Source organism: Kangsaoukella pontilimi (genome assembly GCF_009830125.1).
Taxonomy (GTDB): Bacteria; Pseudomonadota; Alphaproteobacteria; order Rhodobacterales; family Rhodobacteraceae; genus Kangsaoukella; species Kangsaoukella pontilimi.
On record NZ_WUPT01000004.1, the window covers coordinates 96,611 to 116,346 of the forward strand.

At 63.7% G+C, this 19,736-nt stretch carries 17 protein-coding genes; 10 read left to right on the forward strand and 7 right to left on the reverse strand.

All coding sequences use genetic code 11. From position 1 onward, the window contains the following. The first annotated feature begins 54 nt into the window (after positions 1–54). The 10 genes from GQ651_RS17635 (at position 55) to GQ651_RS17680 (ending at position 11,196) form a co-directional block, all read left to right on the forward strand. Positions 55–3,018 carry a 2-oxoglutarate dehydrogenase E1 component gene (locus GQ651_RS17635; RefSeq protein WP_160765602.1) on the forward strand — a complete coding sequence of 988 codons (2,964 nt, stop codon included), beginning with the start codon at positions 55–57 and terminating at the stop codon, positions 3,016–3,018. Between the two features lie 6 nt (positions 3,019–3,024). Then, the gene (gene odhB / locus GQ651_RS17640; RefSeq protein ID WP_160765603.1) at positions 3,025–4,590 is read left to right on the forward strand and encodes a 2-oxoglutarate dehydrogenase complex dihydrolipoyllysine-residue succinyltransferase; all 1,566 of its coding nucleotides are present in this window, start codon (positions 3,025–3,027) and stop codon (positions 4,588–4,590) included. A 13-nt stretch (positions 4,591–4,603) separates the two neighbouring features. Further along, positions 4,604–4,942, forward strand: coding sequence for a hypothetical protein (locus GQ651_RS17645; RefSeq protein ID WP_160765604.1), 339 nt, complete (start codon positions 4,604–4,606; stop codon positions 4,940–4,942). After that, positions 4,939–5,271, forward strand: a complete 333-nt coding sequence (locus GQ651_RS17650) for a hypothetical protein (RefSeq protein WP_160765605.1) — start codon at positions 4,939–4,941, stop codon at positions 5,269–5,271. Before GQ651_RS17645 ends, GQ651_RS17650 begins: the two co-directional genes overlap by 4 nt. Further along, positions 5,268–5,666 carry an MAPEG family protein gene (locus GQ651_RS17655; RefSeq protein WP_160765606.1) on the forward strand — a complete coding sequence of 133 codons (399 nt, stop codon included), beginning with the start codon at positions 5,268–5,270 and terminating at the stop codon, positions 5,664–5,666. Before GQ651_RS17650 ends, GQ651_RS17655 begins: the two co-directional genes overlap by 4 nt. A 60-nt stretch (positions 5,667–5,726) precedes the next feature. After that, the gene (gene lpdA, locus GQ651_RS17660) at positions 5,727–7,115 is read left to right on the forward strand and encodes a dihydrolipoyl dehydrogenase (protein ID WP_160765607.1); all 1,389 of its coding nucleotides are present in this window, start codon (positions 5,727–5,729) and stop codon (positions 7,113–7,115) included. Positions 7,116–7,423: 308 nt separating this feature from the next. Then, on the forward strand, positions 7,424–8,587 hold the full coding sequence (locus GQ651_RS17665; protein WP_160765608.1) for an alpha-hydroxy acid oxidase: 1,164 nt from the start codon (positions 7,424–7,426) through the stop codon (positions 8,585–8,587). A gap of 140 nt (positions 8,588–8,727) precedes the next feature. Next, on the forward strand, positions 8,728–9,291 hold the full coding sequence (locus tag GQ651_RS17670) for a hypothetical protein (protein ID WP_160765609.1): 564 nt from the start codon (positions 8,728–8,730) through the stop codon (positions 9,289–9,291). Between the two features lie 131 nt (positions 9,292–9,422). After that, complete coding sequence (locus GQ651_RS17675) at positions 9,423–10,091, forward strand: 50S ribosomal protein L25/general stress protein Ctc (protein ID WP_160765610.1); 669 nt, start codon at positions 9,423–9,425, stop codon at positions 10,089–10,091. A 109-nt stretch (positions 10,092–10,200) separates the two neighbouring features. Further along, the gene (locus GQ651_RS17680) at positions 10,201–11,196 is read left to right on the forward strand and encodes an aminoglycoside phosphotransferase family protein (RefSeq protein ID WP_160765611.1); all 996 of its coding nucleotides are present in this window, start codon (positions 10,201–10,203) and stop codon (positions 11,194–11,196) included. Here the strand turns inward: GQ651_RS17680 and GQ651_RS17685 are convergent, their stop codons facing one another. From GQ651_RS17685 to GQ651_RS17715, 7 genes are all read right to left on the reverse strand, one after another. Next, positions 11,197–12,531, reverse strand: a complete 1,335-nt coding sequence (locus GQ651_RS17685) for an aspartate aminotransferase family protein (protein ID WP_160765612.1) — start codon at positions 12,529–12,531, stop codon at positions 11,197–11,199. Between the two features lie 3 nt (positions 12,532–12,534). Beyond that, on the reverse strand, positions 12,535–12,969 hold the full coding sequence (locus GQ651_RS17690; protein WP_160765613.1) for a universal stress protein: 435 nt from the start codon (positions 12,967–12,969) through the stop codon (positions 12,535–12,537). 11 nt (positions 12,970–12,980) lie between these two features. Beyond that, positions 12,981–15,635 (reverse strand): TRAP transporter permease, encoded by a 2,655-nt coding sequence (locus tag GQ651_RS17695; protein WP_160765614.1) that lies wholly within the window; start codon positions 15,633–15,635, stop codon positions 12,981–12,983. 91 nt (positions 15,636–15,726) lie between these two features. Beyond that, complete coding sequence (locus GQ651_RS17700) at positions 15,727–16,689, reverse strand: TAXI family TRAP transporter solute-binding subunit (RefSeq protein WP_160765615.1); 963 nt, start codon at positions 16,687–16,689, stop codon at positions 15,727–15,729. A gap of 105 nt (positions 16,690–16,794) precedes the next feature. Next, a complete protein-coding gene (locus GQ651_RS17705; RefSeq protein WP_160765616.1) occupies positions 16,795–17,499 on the reverse strand; it encodes a maleate cis-trans isomerase family protein in 705 nt (234 codons plus the stop codon). After that, a complete protein-coding gene (locus GQ651_RS17710; RefSeq protein ID WP_160765617.1) occupies positions 17,496–18,665 on the reverse strand; it encodes a M24 family metallopeptidase in 1,170 nt (389 codons plus the stop codon). Before GQ651_RS17710 ends, GQ651_RS17705 begins: the two co-directional genes overlap by 4 nt. Next, positions 18,665–19,702, reverse strand: coding sequence for a pyridoxal-phosphate dependent enzyme (locus GQ651_RS17715; RefSeq protein WP_160765618.1), 1,038 nt, complete (start codon positions 19,700–19,702; stop codon positions 18,665–18,667). Before GQ651_RS17715 ends, GQ651_RS17710 begins: the two co-directional genes overlap by 1 nt. Between the last annotated feature and the right edge of the window lie 34 nt (positions 19,703–19,736).

Here is a 19,736-nt window from a genome sequence, read left to right on the forward strand (position 1 = left end):
GCGCGTCTTTCCGGCTCCGATGGCCTGGTAAATCGACATACGGGAGTGAATGACATGACCGACCAATCCCCCAACGACATCTTCAAGGCGTCGTCTTTCCTGCAAGGCCACAATGCCGAGTATATCGAACAGCTTTATGCGCGATATGCCAACGACCCGAACGCGGTCGACGAAGGCTGGCAGGAGTTCTTCCGCCAGTTGGGCGACAGCGACATGGACGCCAAGCGCGAAGCCGAGGGCCCAAGCTGGGCGCGCGCCGACTGGCCGCCGGCCCCCGCGGACGAGCTGACGGCAGCTCTGGACGGACAGTGGGGCGATCTGGGCGCCAAGGCTCAGGCGACGGCGGCCGACAAGATCGCCGGCAAGGCCAAGGCGATGGGCGTTTCGGTCACCGACGATCAGATCAAGCGGGCCGTGCTGGATTCGATCCGGGCGCTCATGCTGATCCGCGCCTACCGTATCCGCGGCCATCTGGTGGCCGATCTCGACCCGCTTGGAATGCGCGACCAGACGCCCCATCCCGAGCTCGACCCTAAGAGCTACGGCTTCACCGATGCCGACATGGACCGGCCGATCTTCATCGACAACGTGCTGGGCCTTCAGACCGCGTCGCTGCGCCAGATCCTCGAAATCGTGAAGCGGACCTATTGCGGCACCTTCGCGCTGCAGTACATGCACATCTCGAACCCCGAAGAGGCCGCGTGGCTGAAAGAGCGGATCGAGGGCTATGGCAAGGAAATCGCCTTCACGCGCGAAGGCCGGAAAGCGATCCTGAACAAGCTGGTCGAGGCCGAAGGTTTCGAGAAGTTCCTCCATGTCAAATACATGGGCACCAAGCGCTTCGGCCTTGATGGGGGCGAGGCACTGATCCCCGCAATGGAGCAGATCATCAAGCGCGGCGGTGCGTTGGGCGTCAAGGACATCGTCATCGGCATGCCGCACCGGGGACGTCTGAGCGTCCTGGCGAACGTGATGGGCAAGCCCTACAAGGCGATCTTCAACGAATTTCAGGGCGGCAGCTTCAAGCCCGAAGACGTCGATGGCTCGGGCGATGTGAAATATCACCTCGGCGCTTCGTCGGATCGGGAGTTCGACGGAAACAGCGTACACCTGAGCCTGACCGCGAACCCCTCGCACCTCGAAGCGGTGAACCCTGTTGTTCTGGGCAAGACACGCGCCAAGCAGGATCAGGTGCATGACAGCGAAAGGACGGCTGTTCTTCCGATCCTGCTCCATGGCGACGCCGCCTTCGCGGGACAGGGCGTGGTGGCGGAATGCTTCGGCCTGTCGGGCCTTCGCGGCCACAAGACCGGCGGCACGATCCATATCGTCGTGAACAACCAGATCGGCTTCACGACCGCGCCCCACTTCTCGCGGTCGTCGCCCTATCCCACGGATATCGCTCTGATGGTCGAGGCGCCGATTTTCCACGTGAATGGCGACGATCCCGAAGCGGTGGTCCACGCCGCGAAGGTCGCTACCGAGTTCCGGCAGAAGTTCGGCAAGGACGCCGTCATCGACATCTTCTGCTATCGCCGCTTCGGTCACAACGAAGGCGACGAGCCGATGTTCACCAACCCGGTGATGTACAAGCGGATCAAAGGCCACAAGACGACGCTCAGCCTTTACACCGAACGTCTCGTCAAGGACGGGTTGATCCCCGAGGGCGAGATCGAGGACATGAAGGCGGGCTTTCAGGCCCATCTGAACGAGGAATTCGAGGCCGGCAAGGCGTTCCGCCCGAACAAGGCCGACTGGCTCGATGGCCGCTGGAGCCATCTCGACCGCGAAGGCGAGCGCTATCAGCGCGGCAAGACCGCGATCAAGAAGAAGACGCTGGAAGAGATCGGCCGCGCACTGACCACAGCGCCGGAAGGGTTCCCAATCCACAAGACGGTGGAACGGCTGCTCGACGCGAAGCGCGCCATGTTCGACACGGGCGAGGGCTTCGACTGGGCCACGGCCGAGGCGCTCGCCTTCGGATCGCTTCTGACCGAAGGCTATCCGGTCCGTCTGGCCGGTCAGGACTCGACCCGCGGCACCTTCAGCCAGCGGCATTCGGCCTTCATCAACCAGGAGTCCGAAGAGCGCTATTATCCGCTGAACAACATCCGCGACGGGCAGGCGCAGTACGAGGTGATCGACTCGATGCTGTCGGAATACGCGGTACTCGGCTTCGAGTACGGCTATTCGCTGGCCGAGCCCAACGCGCTCGTTCTCTGGGAGGCGCAATTCGGTGATTTCGCCAACGGCGCGCAGATCATGTTCGACCAGTTCATCTCGTCGGGCGAGCGGAAATGGCTTCGCATGTCGGGCCTCGTGATGCTGCTGCCCCATGGCTACGAGGGTCAGGGGCCGGAGCACTCGTCGGCACGTCTTGAGCGCTTCCTGCAGATGTGCGCCGAGGACAACTGGATCGTGGCCAACTGCACGACGCCGGCGAACTATTTCCACATCCTCCGCCGCCAGATGCATCGGAGCTACCGCAAACCGCTTGTTCTGATGACGCCGAAATCGCTTCTGCGTCACAAGCTGGCAATCAGCGACGTGGACGATTTCACAACCGGTTCCAGCTTCCACCGCGTCCTCTGGGACGACGCCGAGAAAGGGCATTCGGACACCAAGCTGAAGCCGGACGAGAAGATCAAGCGTGTGGTTCTCTGCTCGGGCAAGGTCTATTTCGACCTGCTGGAAGAGCGCGACGCGCGCGGCATCGATGACGTCTACCTGCTTCGGGTGGAGCAGTTCTATCCCTTCCCCGCGCAGTCGATGGTGAAAGAGCTCAAGCGCTTCCCCAACGCCGACTATGTCTGGTGTCAGGAAGAGCCGAAGAACCAGGGCGCCTGGACTTTCATCGAGCCGAACATCGAGTGGGTACTCACCCGCATCAAGGCGAAGAAGACCCGGCCCATCTATGCGGGCCGTGCCGCCGCCGCCTCGCCGGCGACGGGTCTTGCTTCGGCGCACAAGGAACAACAAGCCGCGCTCGTCAACGACGCGCTCACAATCAAAGGGTAACCGAAGATGGCCACAGAAATCCGCGTCCCCACTCTGGGTGAAAGCGTGACGGAAGCGACCGTCGCGACCTGGTTCAAGAAGCCGGGCGATAGCGTTCAGGTCGACGAAATGCTTTGCGAGCTGGAAACCGACAAGGTGACAGTCGAGGTCCCCTCGCCCGCCGCAGGGACCTTGGGCGAGATCGTCGCGAAGGAAGGCGAAACCGTGGGTGTCGACGCCCTTCTGGCGACGCTCAACGAGGGCGCGGCAGCCAAGGAGGCGCCAAAGTCCGAGGCCAAGGCCGAGAGCAAGGCAGATGCACCCGCCAAGGCCGATCCCGCGCCCAAAGGCGGGTCCGGCGGCGGGCAGACCGTCGACGTCATGGTGCCGACCCTTGGCGAAAGCGTTGCCGAGGCGACTGTCGCCACATGGTTCAAGAAGGCGGGCGATAGCGTTGCTCAGGATGAAATGCTCTGCGAACTTGAGACCGACAAGGTATCCGTCGAGGTGCCGGCGCCTGCGTCAGGCGTTCTTCAGGAAATCCTGAAAAACGAAGGTGAAACGGTTGAAGCGGGCGGCAAGCTGGCCGTGATGACACGCGGTGGCGAAGGTCAGGCGCACTCGGTCGAGGAAGGCGCCCACGAGACGACACAACAGGACGGAGGTCGCGGCCCGGTGGAGACCGGCTCCGGTTCCGGCAGGGATGTCGAAGACGCCCCGTCTGCCAAGAAGCTCATGGCCGAAAACAACCTGAGCGCCAGCGACGTCACCGGCACCGGCCGCGATGGCCGGATCATGAAGGAAGACGTGCAGAAAGCGCTTTCCTCTCCGAAGCAGGCCGACGCCCCTGCCCCCGCGCAGGCGCCCCGTGCACCTGTGGCCGCCGAGGACGCGGCCCGCGAGGAGCGGGTCAAGATGACCCGTCTGCGCCAGACCATCGCGCGCCGCCTCAAGGACGCGCAGAACACCGCCGCGATGCTGACGACCTATAACGAGGTCGACATGACGGCGACCATGGAGCTTCGGAAAGAATACAAGGACCTCTTCGAGAAGAAGCACGGCGTGAAGCTGGGCTTCATGTCCTTCTTCACCAAGGCCTGCTGCCACGCGCTGAAAGAGGTGCCCGAGGTCAATGCCGAGATCGACGGGACCGACGTGGTCTACAAGAACTTCGTCCACATGGGCGTCGCCGTCGGCACGCCGAACGGCCTCGTGGTGCCCGTAGTGCGGGACGCCGACCAGATGAGCTTTGCCGCCATCGAGAAGAAGATCGCCGAGCTTGGCATGCGCGCCCGCGACGGGAAGCTGTCCATGGCCGAGATGCAGGGTGGCACCTTCACCATCTCGAACGGCGGTGTTTATGGCTCGCTCATGTCCTCGCCCATTCTCAACCCGCCGCAGTCGGGTATTCTGGGCATGCACAAGATCCAGGAACGTCCGATGGTCGTGAATGGCGAGATCGTCATCCGCCCGATGATGTATCTCGCCCTCAGCTATGACCACCGGATCGTGGATGGCAAAGGGGCTGTGACCTTCCTTGTTCGTGTGAAGGAAGCGCTCGAAGACCCGCGCCGCCTCTTGATGGACCTCTGAGGCGGATCAGGGGGTGGGGTTCCCCGGCGTCCGGTATGCCGGCGCGGCGCTGACGGCGTTCGCGCTGGCCTTCTACGCGACAGTGTTCGCGCGCCAGACCCATGACCTGTTCGACCTGCCCACATGGATCGACCTGACCGAATGGCCGGCAACGCTACTTTTTCTGGCCAGCTCTTTTCTGGCATGGGTAAAACAGCCGCGCCGCGCAGCTCTGGCCGTGGTGCTGGGGCTGTTCGCGTTTCTGGCGGCTCAGCATGGGTATATCTTCAACGTGCCGCTTGGCTTCGTTCTGGTGACCGTTTTCACGATTGCTGTGCTCATCGTCTTGCCCGCATCTCTGAGGGGCAAATGAGGGCGCGCGGTCTTGCAACGCTGGCTTTCGGGCTGACCCTTGCCGCATGCGGCGTGCCGGCGGACGACCCGATGGCGACTGCCCGGCATGTGTCGTCGAACGAGGTCTACGGCACGAATGGCGCGCGGATGCATCTGTTCATCTTCGATCCGAACGTGCCGCGCAGCCTTGCCGAGCGAAAGGCCATCGCACGGCGCGTCATCGCCGAGGAGCCGGGCTGTGCATGGGTCGATGCGCCGGACGCTGTTCTTGTCGACGCAACCGCGCGCCAGGGCGAGCGTTACACCGATACGATGCTTGTCGCTCCTCTGAGGTGTAGTCACACATGAGCCCGGAACTTACAGTCCTTGCGTTGGCCGCCCTTTTGCAGGTCGTGCAGTATGTCACATTCGCCATTCCCGCGAATATCGAGATCGGTCCGGGATATACCTCGTCTGCGCGCGACCGCCCGCCATCGCGGGAGATGTCGATCGGCACCGGACGGTTGCAACGCGCGCTCAACAACCATTTCGAGGGCCTGATCCTGTTCACCATCGCAGTGATCGTCGTCACGCTTGGCGACAAGAGCAGCGCCTTCACCGCCGCCTGCGCCTGGATATTTCTCGCGGCCCGTGTGCTCTACGTGCCGGCCTATTGGCTGGGCCTCAGGCCGTGGCGGTCACTGATCTGGTTTGTCGGGTTCCTGTCCACCGTCTTGATGATCCTCGCCGCGCTTCTGACCTGACCTTTACCGTTCCACCCGCATATGAAACAAAAATGCCCGAACTGACCCGGAGAATTCCCAATGGCAAGCTATGACGTCATCGTAATCGGCAGCGGCCCCGGCGGCTATGTCTGCGCCATCCGCTGCGCGCAGCTCGGGCTCAAGACCGCATGCGTCGAAGGGCGCGAGACGCTTGGCGGCACCTGCCTGAACGTGGGCTGCATTCCGTCAAAGGCCCTGCTGCACGCGACAGAGATGCTGCACGAGACCGAAGAGAACTTCGGCAAGATGGGCCTGAAGGTGCTGCGCCCGGACGTCGATTGGGAAAAGATGCTCGGCTACAAGCAGGAGACCATCGACACAAACACCAAGGGCATCGAGTTCCTGTTCAAGAAAAACAAGATCGACTGGCTCAAGGGCTGGGGCTCGATCCCCGAAGCGGGCAAGGTCAAGGTGGGCGACGAGATCCACGAGGCCAAAAACATCGTGATCGCGACCGGGTCCGAGGCGTCGTCCCTCCCCGGCATCGAGATCGACGAGAAGACCGTCGTGACCTCGACCGGCGCGCTGGAACTGGGCAGCATTCCGAAATCCATGGTGGTGATTGGCGCAGGCGTGATCGGGCTGGAGTTGGGCTCGGTCTATAACCGCCTTGGCGCGGATGTGACGGTTGTCGAGTATCTTGACGTGATCACGCCGGGGATGGACGCCGAAGTGCAGAAGACCTTCCAGCGCATCCTGAAGAAACAGGGGCTGAACTTCGTCATGGGCGCCGCCGTGCAGTCCGTGGAGAAGGGAAAGTCGGGCGCCAAGGTCACCTACAAGATGAAGAAGGACGACAGCGAGAAGACCGCCGAGGCCGAGGTCGTTCTGGTCGCCACCGGGCGACGGCCTTTCACAGACGGACTGGGCCTGTCTGAGCTGGGTGTCGAGATGACCGAGCGCGGACAGGTGAAGACCGACGCGCATTGGAAGACCAATATCGATGGCATCTACGCGATCGGCGACTGCATCGCCGGTCCGATGCTGGCCCACAAGGCCGAAGACGAGGGCATGGCCGCCGCCGAGACCATCGCCGGCCAGGCGGGCCATGTGAATTATGGCGTCATTCCGGGGGTCATCTATACCCACCCCGAGGTCGCCACGGTCGGTCAGACCGAGGAGCAGCTCAAGGAAGCGGGCCGCGACTATAAAGCGGGGAAGTTCAGCTTCATGGGCAACGGACGCGCCAAGGCGAACCATGCGGCGGACGGATTCGTGAAGATCCTTGCGGACAAGGAGACCGACCGCATCCTCGGCGCGCATATCATCGGCCCCATGGCGGGCGACCTGATCCACGAGGTCTGTGTCGCGATGGAATTCGGCGCCGCCGCCGAAGACCTTGCCCGCACCTGCCATGCGCACCCGACCTATTCCGAAGCGGTCCGGGAAGCCGCGCTCGCCTGCGGGGACGGCCCGATCCATTCTTGAGGGATTGCGCCCGCTAACGCGGTCGCGGTGGCGCTCTCGAAGATCGGCTGAGCCAGTCGGTTGCCGCTGTTGCGATTGCTGGCGCGATCGCCCTGGGGCTCTCGAACATCGGCTTTGCCGATCTTCTGACGCTGTTGCGATTGCTGGCGCAATCGCCTTAAGCGAGGGGGTTTCACCCCCTCGCGCTCCCCCGAGAGTATTTTCGCCAAGAAGAAATGCCGAAACGCCGCGGTTTGCGGTGGGTCAATGCCGCATTGCCAGGCCTTGAGGCAATTGGTACGAGAACCTGACCAGTTTCGAGGGAAGCCATGCCCGTCATCACCGAAATCGCCGATCTGAAGCGCATCTACAAACGGCGCGTGCCGAAGATGTTTTATGACTACGCCGAAAGCGGGTCGTGGACCGAGCAGACGTTCCGCGAGAACACTTCGGATTTCGACCAGATCAGGCTCAGGCAGCGGATTGCCGTGGACATGGCCGGACGGTCGACAAAGACAGAGATGATCGGGGAAGAGGTGTCGATGCCGGTCTCGCTGGCTCCTGTCGGGCTGACGGGGATGCAGAGCGCCGACGGCGAGATCAAGGCCGCGCGGGCGGCCGAGAAGTTCGGGGTGCCGTTCTGCCTTTCCACGATGTCGATCTGCTCGATCGAGGACGTGGCCAAGCATACCTCGCGGCCGTTCTGGTTTCAGGTCTATACGCTGAAGGACGACGACTTCATGCAGCGGCTGTTCGAACGGGCGCGGGCGGCGGGCTGTTCGGCCATCGTGATTACGGTCGATCTGCAGGTGCTGGGCCAGCGGCACAAGGACCTGAAGAACGGGTTGTCGGCACCGCCAAAGCTGACGCCGGCTTCCATGATGAACATGATGACCAAGGTGCCGTGGGGTCTGGAGATGCTGGGGACCAAGCGGCGCTTCTTCGGAAATATCGTGGGCCATGCGAAGGGTGTGACCGACCCCTCCTCGCTCTCGTCCTGGACGGCGGAGGCGTTCGACCCCTCGCTCGACTGGGACAGGATCAAGACGCTGATGGACATGTGGGGCGGCAAGGTGGTGCTGAAGGGCATTCTTGACGTCGAGGACGCGAAGAAGGCGGCCGAGCTGGGCGCGGACGCGATTGTGGTGTCGAACCATGGCGGGCGGCAGCTGGACGGCGCGCTGTCGTCGATCCGGATGCTGGAGCCCATCGTGAAGGCGGTGGGCGACAAGACCGAGGTCTGGTTCGATTCGGGCATCCGGTCGGGGCAGGACGTTCTGAAGGCCGTTGCCCTCGGGGCCAAGGGTACGATGTCAGGCCGCGCATGGGTCTACGGGCTGGGCGCGATGGGCGAAAAGGGCGTGACCGCCGCGCTGGAAGTGATCCGGAAAGAGCTGGATACCTCGATGGCGCTCTGTGGGCACCGCGACATCCGCGACGTGAACCGGGATATCCTTCTGGTGCCGCGAAATTTCTCAGGCGACTGGGACTGAGTCGCCGGATTGAGCAACAGTCCCCGCACTGGCGTGGGATTGTCACAGGATGATGCAAGCCGACATCGGCGTGGGCCAGAAATTGGCCCGGATCAGGCCATTTTCTTGCCGCATTCCCTGCGAGGGCCTATTTTCACGGAATGTCGATGCCTCCTGCCATATTCGCCGCCGCGGCGGTCCTCCTGTCTCAGGGCTTTGCTCCGATGGCCTTTGCCGGCACGTCGGACGCTATGGAGATCGGTGAGTTCGCGGCCGAGACCGAGGTCATCGTTGCGGCCACCGTCGATCTGTTCGAAGCGGCCGAAGCCGCCACGGACCGCGCAGAAGAACCCGCTTTCCAGATCGGAGAACCAACTGCGACCCCTGCGGGCCTGACACCCGACGAGGCTACGCTGGGCGCATTCCCCGAGGCTTACGGCGCGGTGCGGCACCTGACCGGTTATCGGATCACGTGGTACCCGATGGAGCGGCTGATGGGTGCGGTCGATTTCATGGGAACGTGGAACAAGTCGCGCAATCTGGTCTGCGGTTATGTCGCCTGGGACCTGACGGATCCTGATGCCCCGACGCTGGAGCGTGTCGTGACGAATTACGTCGATCTGGAGCAACTGGACGGGTCGGATCGGGCCGAAATCGAGACCGTGCTTCTGGAAGCGAACTGTGCCTTCGGCGAGATTGAGGCCAATTACGCGGTCTTTCAGTAGCGCCGCCCGAACTGGCGCGAAGTCTGTAAAAGAATCGACTTTCCAAGCGATGAAATCCCGGCTATGGACCGGCGCTCATGGGCGGACACCCTTGGAGGCCGCCTGCAACTTGGAAAATTTGGAGAATACCCATGGCTGGTGAGATCCCTGATCTTCACGCCACGGTACGGACGGGGACAGGCAAGGGGGCCGCTCGTCAAGCTCGTAGAGACGGGCTCGTACCAGGCATCGTTTATGGCGGCGGCGTCGATCCGCTTCCGATCAACCTCCCCTTCAACGCGCTGCTGAAGAGCCTGAAAGCGGGCCGCTTCCTGGCGACGCTGTTCAACATGAAGGTGGACGGGCATGACGACGTTCGCGTCATCTGCCGCAACGTTCAGCGCGACGTGGTCAAGGACCTTCCGACCCACGTGGACTTCATGCGCCTCAAGCGCACGTCGAAGATCGCGCTCTTCATCCCCGTCGAGATCGAAGGCGAGGACAAGGCCCCCGGCATCCGCAAGGGTGGCGTGCTGACCATGGTTCGTCCGGAAATCGAACTGGTTGTGACTGCGGGCGACATCCCCGAGAAGATCGTCGCATCGGTCGAGGGCATGGAAATCGGTGACACGCTGACGATTTCGTCGATCACGCTGCCCGCCGGCGCCAAGCCGACCATCGACCGCGACTTCGTGATTGCGAACATCCAGCCGCCGTCGGGTCTGGCCAGCCAGGCCGACGAAGACGAGGACGAGGTCGCCGCTGACGAGGTCGAAGCCATCGAACAGGGTGACGACGCTGAGGGCGAGACCGAAGAATAAGACTTCGGTTCCTCAGGACAGATTTGAGACGCGGCGCCCTTCGGAGCGCCGCGTTTTTTCTTTGCCGGGCCGTCTTGTGCATTTCCGGGCCTTGCGGTCTGGTCCGGGCATGGGAACGCGATTTGAATTGCCAAGTGATGTGCGCGAGGCCTTTGGCCTGTCTGATCGCGACATCACCCTGCTGCCGCAGGACGCCTCCAGCCGCAGCTATGGCCGTGTCACACATCCCGAGTTCGGTGCCTGCCTTGTCCTGTCGGACAATCCCGAGGCGTCGCATTTCCGGAACTATCTGAGCATTGGTCCGCATCTGCGGGCCATGGGCCTGTCCGCACCGCGCATCCATGCGACCGACACAGCGCGGGGCTTCGCATTGATCGAGGATTTCGGGCTTGCGACCTATGCGCGCGAACTGGCGAGCGGCGCGGATGAGGGCGCTCTTTACGATCTGGCAACTGACGTCCTGATCCACCTGCATGGGGCCGACAGCGCCACGAAGATCGACATACCGCCCTACGATATGGATTTGCTCCTGTCCGAAGCCGCACGGTTCACCGACTGGTGTGTCCCGGCCATAGGCATTGACCTGAGCGACGCTGAGAAGGCCGAGCATCAGGCGCTCTGGCGGGCGACGTTGTCTGAGGTCGCCGATCGCCGGGATGTGCTGGTCATGCGGGATTTCCACATCGACAACCTGCTGCTTCTGCCCGAGCGCAACGGGCCGGCGCGGTGTGGGCTCTTGGACTTTCAGGACGGTCTGATCGGCGCGGCGGCCTATGACCTTGTTTCGCTCACGCAGGATGCCCGCCGTGATGTGCCGCGAGAGATCGAGGCCCGCGTGCTGGAGCGGTATCTGGCTGCCCGGCCGGAGACCGACCGCGCTGACCTCATGGCGGATTTCTGGCGCTTGGGTGCACAGCGGCACGCCAAGGTGGCGGGCCTGTTTCACCGGCTTGACCGGCAGGCGGGAAAACCCGGCTATCTGAGGCATGTGCCGCGCGTTCTGGGCCAGTTGGAGCGCGCCCTGACCGAGGGCGGGCTGAGCGACCTGGCCGCCTTCTATGACCGTGTGGCCCCGTCCTGGAGAGACCACGCCGCGAAGGCCTGATCAGGCGACGGCGGCGAGGCTCTTGTCCACCGCCTGACCCAGACGGTCCACCATCTCGGCGAGGTCGTCCTCACTCGCGATGAAGGGCGGCGCGATCAGCACGTGGTCGCCGTGTTTGCCGTCGATGGTTCCCTTGCCGGGATAGATCACCAGACCGGCATCCATCGCCGCGTTCTTCAGTTTGCCAGAAAGGTTCAGCGACGGATCGAAGGTGGCCTTGGTCTCGCGGTCGGCCACGAACTCGATGCCACGGAAGAAGCCGCGACCCCGGATATCACCCACATGAGCGTTCTGACCGAAGCGGTCACGCAGCATCTGCTCCAGCACCGGTCCTTTCTGCGCGACGCCTTCGACCAGCTTGCGCTCGTCCATGGCGCGGATCACCGCGCGTCCGGCGGCAGCGGCCAGTGGGTGGCCGTGATAGGTATGGCCGTGCTGGAACATGCCCGAGCCGTTGGCGATGGCCTGGTAAATCGTCTCGGTGCAGAGCATCGCGCCGATGGACGCGTAACCCGCCCCCAGCCCCTTGGCGATGGTCACGATGTCGGGCGAAATCCCGTCCTGCTCGCAGGCAAAGAAGCTGCCCGTCCGGCCCATGCCGCACATGACCTCGTCCAGGATCAGCAGGATGCCGTACCGGTCGCAGATCTCGCGGATTTGCCTGAAATAGCCCGGCACAGGCGGCACCGCGCCGGATGTCGCACCGACCACGGGTTCGGCCACGAAGGCCATGACGTTATCGGGACCAAGGCGCTGGACCTCGGCCTCCAGTTCCTGAGCCAATCGGGTGCCGAAATCTTCGGCGCTCTCGTCGTCCCGCCGCTCGCGGTACTCGTAGCAGGGCGTGACATGATGCGTCTCGATCAGAAGCGGGCGGTATTGCTCGCGCCGCCAGGCGTTGCCGCCAGCCGCCAAAGCGCCAAGCGTGTTGCCGTGATAGCTTTGCCGCCGGGCGATGATGTGGCGCCGCTCGGGCTGACCGATCTCAAGGTAATACTGGCGCGCCAGTTTCAGCGCGGCTTCCACGGCCTCGGAACCGCCGGACAACTGGTAGACACGATTGATCCCCTCGGGCGCGCGCGCCACCAGCATGTCGGCAAGTTCCTCGGCGGCATCTGACGTGAAAAAGCCGGTATGCGCGAAGGCCAGATCGTCCAGCTGTGCGCGGATAGCATCCTTGACGCTTTGATCCGAGTGCCCGAGGCAGGACACCGCCGCCCCACCCGAGCCGTCGAAATAGCGCTTGCCCGTCTTGTCGATGATGTAGCACCCCTCGCCCTTGACGGCGGTCGGCATGGTTCCCTTGGTGCTGCGGCCAAAGACGTGGTCGGACATTTCTCAGGCCTCCGGGCGGATGACAAAAACGGATTGCTTGGCGTGGCGCACCACGCGCGCGGCGTTCGGACCGAGAAGGTAATCGCTCAGCTCTGGCTGGTGCGAGCCCATGACGATCACGTCGGTGCCGAGACGGTCAGCCGCCTCGATGATCTTGTCATAGACCCGGCCATGCATGACATGGGGGCTGACATCGACGTCGCTCGGCACGTTCTCGGATACCCAGGCAGTCAGCTTCTCGCCGACGTCGTGCAGGGCCTGTTTTTCGTAGCCGTCCTGAAAATAGCTGCCGACCATGGACGTGCCGAAGTCGGGGATGACCGTGACGACATGGAGCGGTACGCCGCCGTCATGGGCCATCTTGATCGCCGTTGGAGCCGCGCGCGACCAACTGTCGGGCGCGGAGAGGTCGATGGGCAGAAGGATGGACTTGAACATGAGCGCCCTCCTCAGAATGCGGGTTTCGTTTGGCGGCGGCGCTGAAGCATTATCACCAGCCCCAGAAGCAGCAGCGCGGGGATGTAGAACACCTCTTTCGGCAACCGGTCACGCGGCGCTTCGATAGACGCGAGGCGCACGGGCTCGTCGGCGTAGAAGTCGAAATCCGCCAAAGTCTCGGCCGTGGTCGTGCCGAACATCGGCTCATCCAGCCTGACCTCGTCGCCATCGGGGAAGAGGAGCAGGCCAGAGGCGTCGATCCTCTCCTGAGCCGTCCCCTCGCCCTCGATGTCCATCACCAGGGTCGTCGTCGCGATGTCGCCAGTGTTGAAGTCAGGCCCCTCGATCTGAAGCCTCAGCCGGCTGCCCGCGGGGGCATTGGCCACCGCCTCTTCGAACTGGGCGGGCGGGATGCTGACGAAGGGGCTTTGCAACTGGTTCAGCCAGAAGCCCGGCACGAAGAGCGTGAAGGCCACCAGAAGCAACGCCGCGCTTTCGTAGATGCGCGACTTGGCCAGGAAATAGCCCTGCGTCGCCGCCGCGAAGAGCAGCATTGCGAATGTGGCCACGCAGAAGATGAAGACCGCATAGAGGATCCCCGAGGTCGTCCCCAGATCGACGCCGTAGAGGATCAACGCCGGATTGTAGATGAACAGGAACGGCAGCGCGACGGTCCGGAGGCTGTAGAAGAAGGCCGTGAAGCCCGTCTTGATCGGATCGCCGCCCGACACGGCGGCGGCGGCGAAACTGGCCAGACCGACAGGCGGCGTCACATCCGCCATGATGCCGAAGTAGAAGACGAACAGGTGCGCGGCGATCAGCGGCACGATCAGCCCTTCCTGCGCGCCGAGCGACACCACGACCGACGCCATCAGCGACGAGACAACGATGTAGTTGGCCGTCGTCGGAAGCCCCATGCCGAGGATCAGCGAGAAGAGCCCGACGAAGATCAGCATCAGGAAGAGGTAGCCCATGGAAAGCTGCTCGACGAGGCCGGCAAGCTCGGTTCCGATGGGAGTCTTGGTCACGGTGGCGACGATGATACCGGCCGCCGCAGTCGCGACGCCGATGCCGATCATGTTGCGCGCGCCTGCGATCAGACCATCGCCCAGATCGTTGATCCCCTCGCGGAAAGTCTCGCCAAAGCTGCCGCCCTCGCCCCGGAACATCGCCTTGAGCGGCTTTTGCGTGACGATGATGAACAGCATCAGCGACGTGGCATAGAACGCCGACTTGGCCGGGCTCTGCTGTTCGACCATCAGGAACCAGACAAGGACGAGGATCGGCAGGATGTAGTGCAGGCCGGTCGAATAGACTTCGCCCACGGTCGGGATCTTGATCTCGGGGTCGTTCGGATCGTCTACCTCAAGGTCAGGCTTGCGTGCCGCGATGGCGACCAGCCAGACATAGACCAGAAGAAGGACACTCATCGAGATCGGCGTGGTCAGATCGGGGGCCACGGACTGAAGCGTCCGCATGGCGTAGATCAGGATGGTGAAGCCGACGCCCGCCACAGCGAAGCCGATGAAGAACTTGACGATCATGCCAAGGAAGGACTTTGACTCGCCGAGCGCGGGCATGTCCTTCTTCAGGGCTTCCAAGTGCACGATATAGACCAGCGCGATGTAGGAAATCACCGCCGGGATGAAGGCGTGCTTGATGACCTCGATATAGGAAATCCCGATGAATTCGACCATCAGGAAGGCGGCTGCGCCCATCACCGGTGGCATGATCTGACCGTTGACCGATGACGCGACCTCGACCGAACCGGCCTGCTCGGCGGTGAAGCCAACGCGCTTCATCAGGGGGATGGTGAAGGTGCCCGTGGTCACCACGTTGGCGATGGACGAGCCCGAGATCAGGCCGGTCATGGCCGAGCCGACGACCGCCGCCTTGGCGGGGCCACCACGAAGGTGGCCGAGGCCCGCGAAGGCAAGCTTGATGAAGTAGTTGCCCGCGCCCGCCTTATCCAGAAGCGAGCCGAACAGCACGAAAAGGAACACGAAGGCCGTCGAAACGCCGAGCGGGATGCCGAAAACCCCCGCCGTATCCAGCCACTGCGCGTTGATCAGCGAGGTAAAGGACAGGCCCTCGTGCTCGATCAGTTCGGGGATCAGCCAGCCTGTCCCGAAATAGGCGTAAAGCAGGAAGAGCGACCCCACCACGGTCAGCGCAGGCCCGAGTGCACGGCGCGAAGCTTCGAGCAGGATAACAATGCCGATGGCGCCCAGGATGACCTGGAACTGGGTCGGAAGGCCCGAGCGCGCGGTCATCGCCAGCGTGTCGGAGAAAGCGAAGACATAGAAACAACAGGCCGCGCCGATCAGCGCCAGCGCCCAGTCGACGAGCGGGATGCGGTCGCGAGGCGAGCCCTTGAAGGCCGGATAGGCGAGGAACGCGAGGAAGATCGCGAACATCAGGTGGATCGGCCGCGTCTGCGACGAGTTCAGCACCGGCAGATACTGCCCGAACCAAAGCTGCGGCTGCGCGATCCAGAGCTGAAACAGCGACCACACCAGCGCCGTGACCGAGATCAAAAGCGCGATGGAGCGGTTCGTCGGCGCCCGCGCGCCTGAGTCGGTCGATGCGACAAGGTCCTGAAGCTCATCGTCGCTGAACTGGCGTTGTCCCTGTGCCACGCCCTCGCGGTCCGTCGGATCGGCCATCCCTCTGTCCCCTCTGCAATGTCTTGGTTTTTATGGGGTCCGGGCGCGGATCAGGCCGCGCCCGGACAGTGTTCGTACCGCCCGTGGGCGATTACTGGATCAGGCCCGCTTCACGGAAATAGCGCGCGGCACCATCATGAAGCGGTGCCGAGAGGCCGTCATTGGCCATTTCGGCCGGGTCGAGATTGGCAAAGGCCGGATGCAGGCCCTTGAACTGGTCGATATTCTCGAAGACCGCTTTCACGACCTCGTAGACCACGTCTTCCGGCACGTCCGCCGAGGTGACGAAAGTCGCGCCCACACCGAAGGTCATCGTGTCGCTGTCATTGCCGCGATACATTCCGCCCGGGATCGTCGCCGTCCGGTAGAACGGGTTTTCGCTGACAAGGCCCTCGACCGCATCGCCCGAAACCTCGACCAGAACCGCGTCGCAGGCGGTGGTGGCTTCCTGGATCGAACCGGAGGGGTGGCCGACCGTGTAGACCATCGCGTCGATGTTGTTGTCGCAGAGCGCTTGGCTCTGCTCGGCGGCCTGAAGCTCGGAGGCGAGGGCGAAATCGTCCATCGTCCAGCCCTTGGCTGCCATCAGGACTTCCATCGTGCCGCGCTGACCCGAGCCGGGGTTGCCCACGTTCACGCGCTTGCCCTTCAGATCATCGAAGGTCGAGATGCCGGCATCGGCGCGCGCAACCACGGTGAAGGGCTCGGGATGCACCGAGAAGACGGCGCGTAGGCCCTCAAAGGCGCCCTGCTCTTCAAACCGCGAGGTGCCGTTGAAGGCATGGTACTGCCAGTCGGACTGGGCCACGCCGAATTCCAGCTCGCCGTTCCGGATCGCGTTGATGTTGAAGACAGAACCGCCGGTCGACTCGACGCCGCAGCGGATGCCGTGATCTGCGCGCCCGCGGTTCACGAGACGGCAGATCGCGCCGCCGGTCGGATAATAGACGCCCGTCACACCGCCGGTGCCGATCGCGATAAAGGTCTGTTGCGCCGAGGCAGCACCAGCAAACAGGGTTGCTGCGGCCAGAGCGCCCGCAAGTTTCATGTACATAATATTCTCCCATCATCAGCCGCGTTGACCGCGGTCACGGCCTCAGAGTGGGCCGTTTTAACCTGTGAGGTCAAGCCGAACGCCCATTCCGCTTTTACGTCGTCGTCAGCGTGGAGGCCGGCAGATCGCGCTCAGATGACCGGCGAGAACCGAGTTGCTGGACATCACCGGGCATCCGAGTTCCGCCGTCAGATCGTCAAGGATCGTTGCCGTTCTGAGGTTTGTACAGGACAGGAAAACGGCCTCTGGCGATGCCTGTGACATCACCTGTCGCGCGGCTTGCCGGACCGAGTCCGCCGAAATACGTGCGACGCGGGCCTCTTCCGCCTCGTCGAAGGTGACGCGCGCCGTGACCTCGATTCCCTCGCCTGCCAGAACACCGATCAGCCGGTCCGAGACCTCTGCCACATAGGGCGAGACGAGCCCGATCCGTTTAACGCCCATGTCCCGGCAGGCGGCGATCAGCGCGGTAACGGGATCGGTGACGCGCTTTGCGCAGGCCCCCTGCCGGATCAGCTCCGCCACACGCTCCCGTCCGATTTCCGCCGCGCCCGAGGTGCAGGCATAGCCAAAGGCGTCAAAGCGCATCCCACGTGGAAAGAGCGTCGCTGCTGCGGTCAGATGCCCGGCCATCTCGGATAGAGTCTCGGGCGTCACGCTCAGCCCGGACGGCACGCGGGACACCAGAAGCCGGATATCGGACGGCAGGAGCGCGCGCATCTCGTCTTCGATAGTCTCGTCCGCCTGAAGCACGATCAATCCGATGGCTGGGCGCGTGTCGGGTTCGATATCGTAAGGGACGGTCGTCATGCGCGACCTTCAAGGCAAACGATTTCGGGCGGGCTTGGCCGGGTCAGCCACTCGGCCCCCGTCTCGGTGATGACGATGTTTTCCTCGTGCACCATGATCCGCCCGCCGGACAGGGACAGGCCTGGCTCCAGCGTCAGGACCATACCCGCCTCAAGCACCGTCTTGTCCGCCGGCATGAGCGACGGCCATTCGGTCAGTTGCATGCCCAGCCCATGGCCCAGCCGCCCCGCCCCCTCTGGCGCCTCACCATCGGTCAGCACACTGTCCATCGCGTGGAAGAGGTCGGCGGCAGTGACACCGGGGCGCGCGGCATTGAACCCGGCGGCGGTCGCCTCGATCAGGCGCGCATGGGCGTCCTCTGTCTCTGCGGCTGGCGGTCCGATGGAAAAATTCCGGTCGAAGTCGCAGAAATAGCCGTCGAGCACAGCGCCGGTGTCCAGCATCAGCAGATCTCCGACGGCCAGCGGCGCATCGGTGGCGGGTCTGATCACGTCGAGATAGCCGCCCGGCCCCGCGCCACCCGCCAGATAGCTGACCCAATCCGCGCCCTCGTCCAGGCACAGCATCTGGAACCGGCGGAATACCTCGGACAGAGGGATACCCGCGCAGGCAATTTCGGGCACACGGTCGAAGGCGCGGCCCGCCACGTCGCAGGCCGCCTGTATCTTGGCGATCTCGGCCGGAGATTTGACCATGCGCAAGCGTCGGAGAATACCTGCGTCGCCGGTCAGGTCGCGGTCACCGAGGAGTTCCGCGAGTACGCGCCAGGCGTCGAGCGGCATTCTGAGGTGGGTTTCGGGTCCGAACGGCACGCCGATGCGGCCGCCTTCAGAGACCATATCGGCCAGAGACGCCGCCAATAGACTGACACCGTCGTCGCTCAGGTCCGGCGACGCCCATGTGCGGATGTCGCTGATCCACGTCTCGGCCATGAGCGCCGCGCCGATGCCGGGGATCACAGCAACAGGGTCGCCGCCCGCGGGAAGGACAAGGAACCATGGCCGCGTCGGACTTTCCCAAAAACGGGTCAGAAAGCCGGTAAAATACCGGATGTCCGGCTCGGTCGTCAGAAGAAGTGCGTCGAGACCGCTTTCGGACATCTGCGCCTGTGCGCGCGCGACCCGGCCCCGATACTCGGCAGCGGGAAAGCCGCGCGCTCCGGTCATCAGCCTGTGCCTTCGCTGAAGATCATGAAGAGGCGCGCGTCCTTGCCAAGTCCCCACGTCCCCGGCTCGGCGGCCAGAAAGGCCGACAGACCGGCCGCGCCCGACGGCGTCGTGTCCAGACCGAGCTGCGCGGCGACGTCCGCGCCCCGCGCGCCCTCGTCCTCGGTGATCAGGGCGAAATCATCGGCGTCGCGGGCCAATCCCTTGAGCGCGATGAGTGAAGGCTCCTTGCAGTCGAGCCGCCCCATGTTCGAGACCGGCCCTTCCGTGACTACGGGCTTTCCCGCCTTTATGGATTCTGCCAGCGCGGGTGCCGCCTCGGGCTCGACCACGATGATGCGAGGGGCGTCGCCCCACCGCGCGCGCGCAAGCGCTGCAGCAGCGGCGGCCAGACCGCCGACACCCGCCTGAAGGAAGATATGGGTCGGCGGTTCAGGCATGTCCTCGACCGCTTCTTCCATGAGAACAAGATAGCCCTCCATCAGGCGATGCGGGCGGTTGAAATAGCCGGGCCAGGAACTGTCGGACAATAGAACCGCGCCTTCAGCGGAGGCATAGTCGGCGGCCGCAGACATGCTGGCCTCATAGGTCTCGCCCGCGCGGCGCACTTCGGCCCCGATGTCGCGGAGCCGGTCGGCAAAGCTCTCCGGGACGGTCTCGGAGAGAAAAATCACCGCCTTCGCGCCGAAAGCCGACGCCCCCGCTGCGACGGAGAGCCCGTGATTGCCGGCACTGGCGGTGACATAGGTCCGGCCTGCTGCAGCCCCCTCTTCCGCATCGGACGCGATGACATAGGCCGCACCAAGCGCCTTGAAGCTGCCAAGCCCCATGCGATCCCGTTCGTCCTTGATCCAGGCGTTGGCAACGCCGACGCGCTTGGCAAGGGCATCTGCGCGAACCAGAGGAGTTCGCGCCGCACGGGGACAGCGCGCCAACAGGCCAAGGGGCCGTGCGGCATCCACGCTCGGCCACGGCACGCCATCCAGCCCCTCGGGAAGGTCGTCCGTGCCACGATACGGATTCTCGAATGTCTCCATCGCCCGAGACTGGCCGCGCCCGTGTCCTACGTCA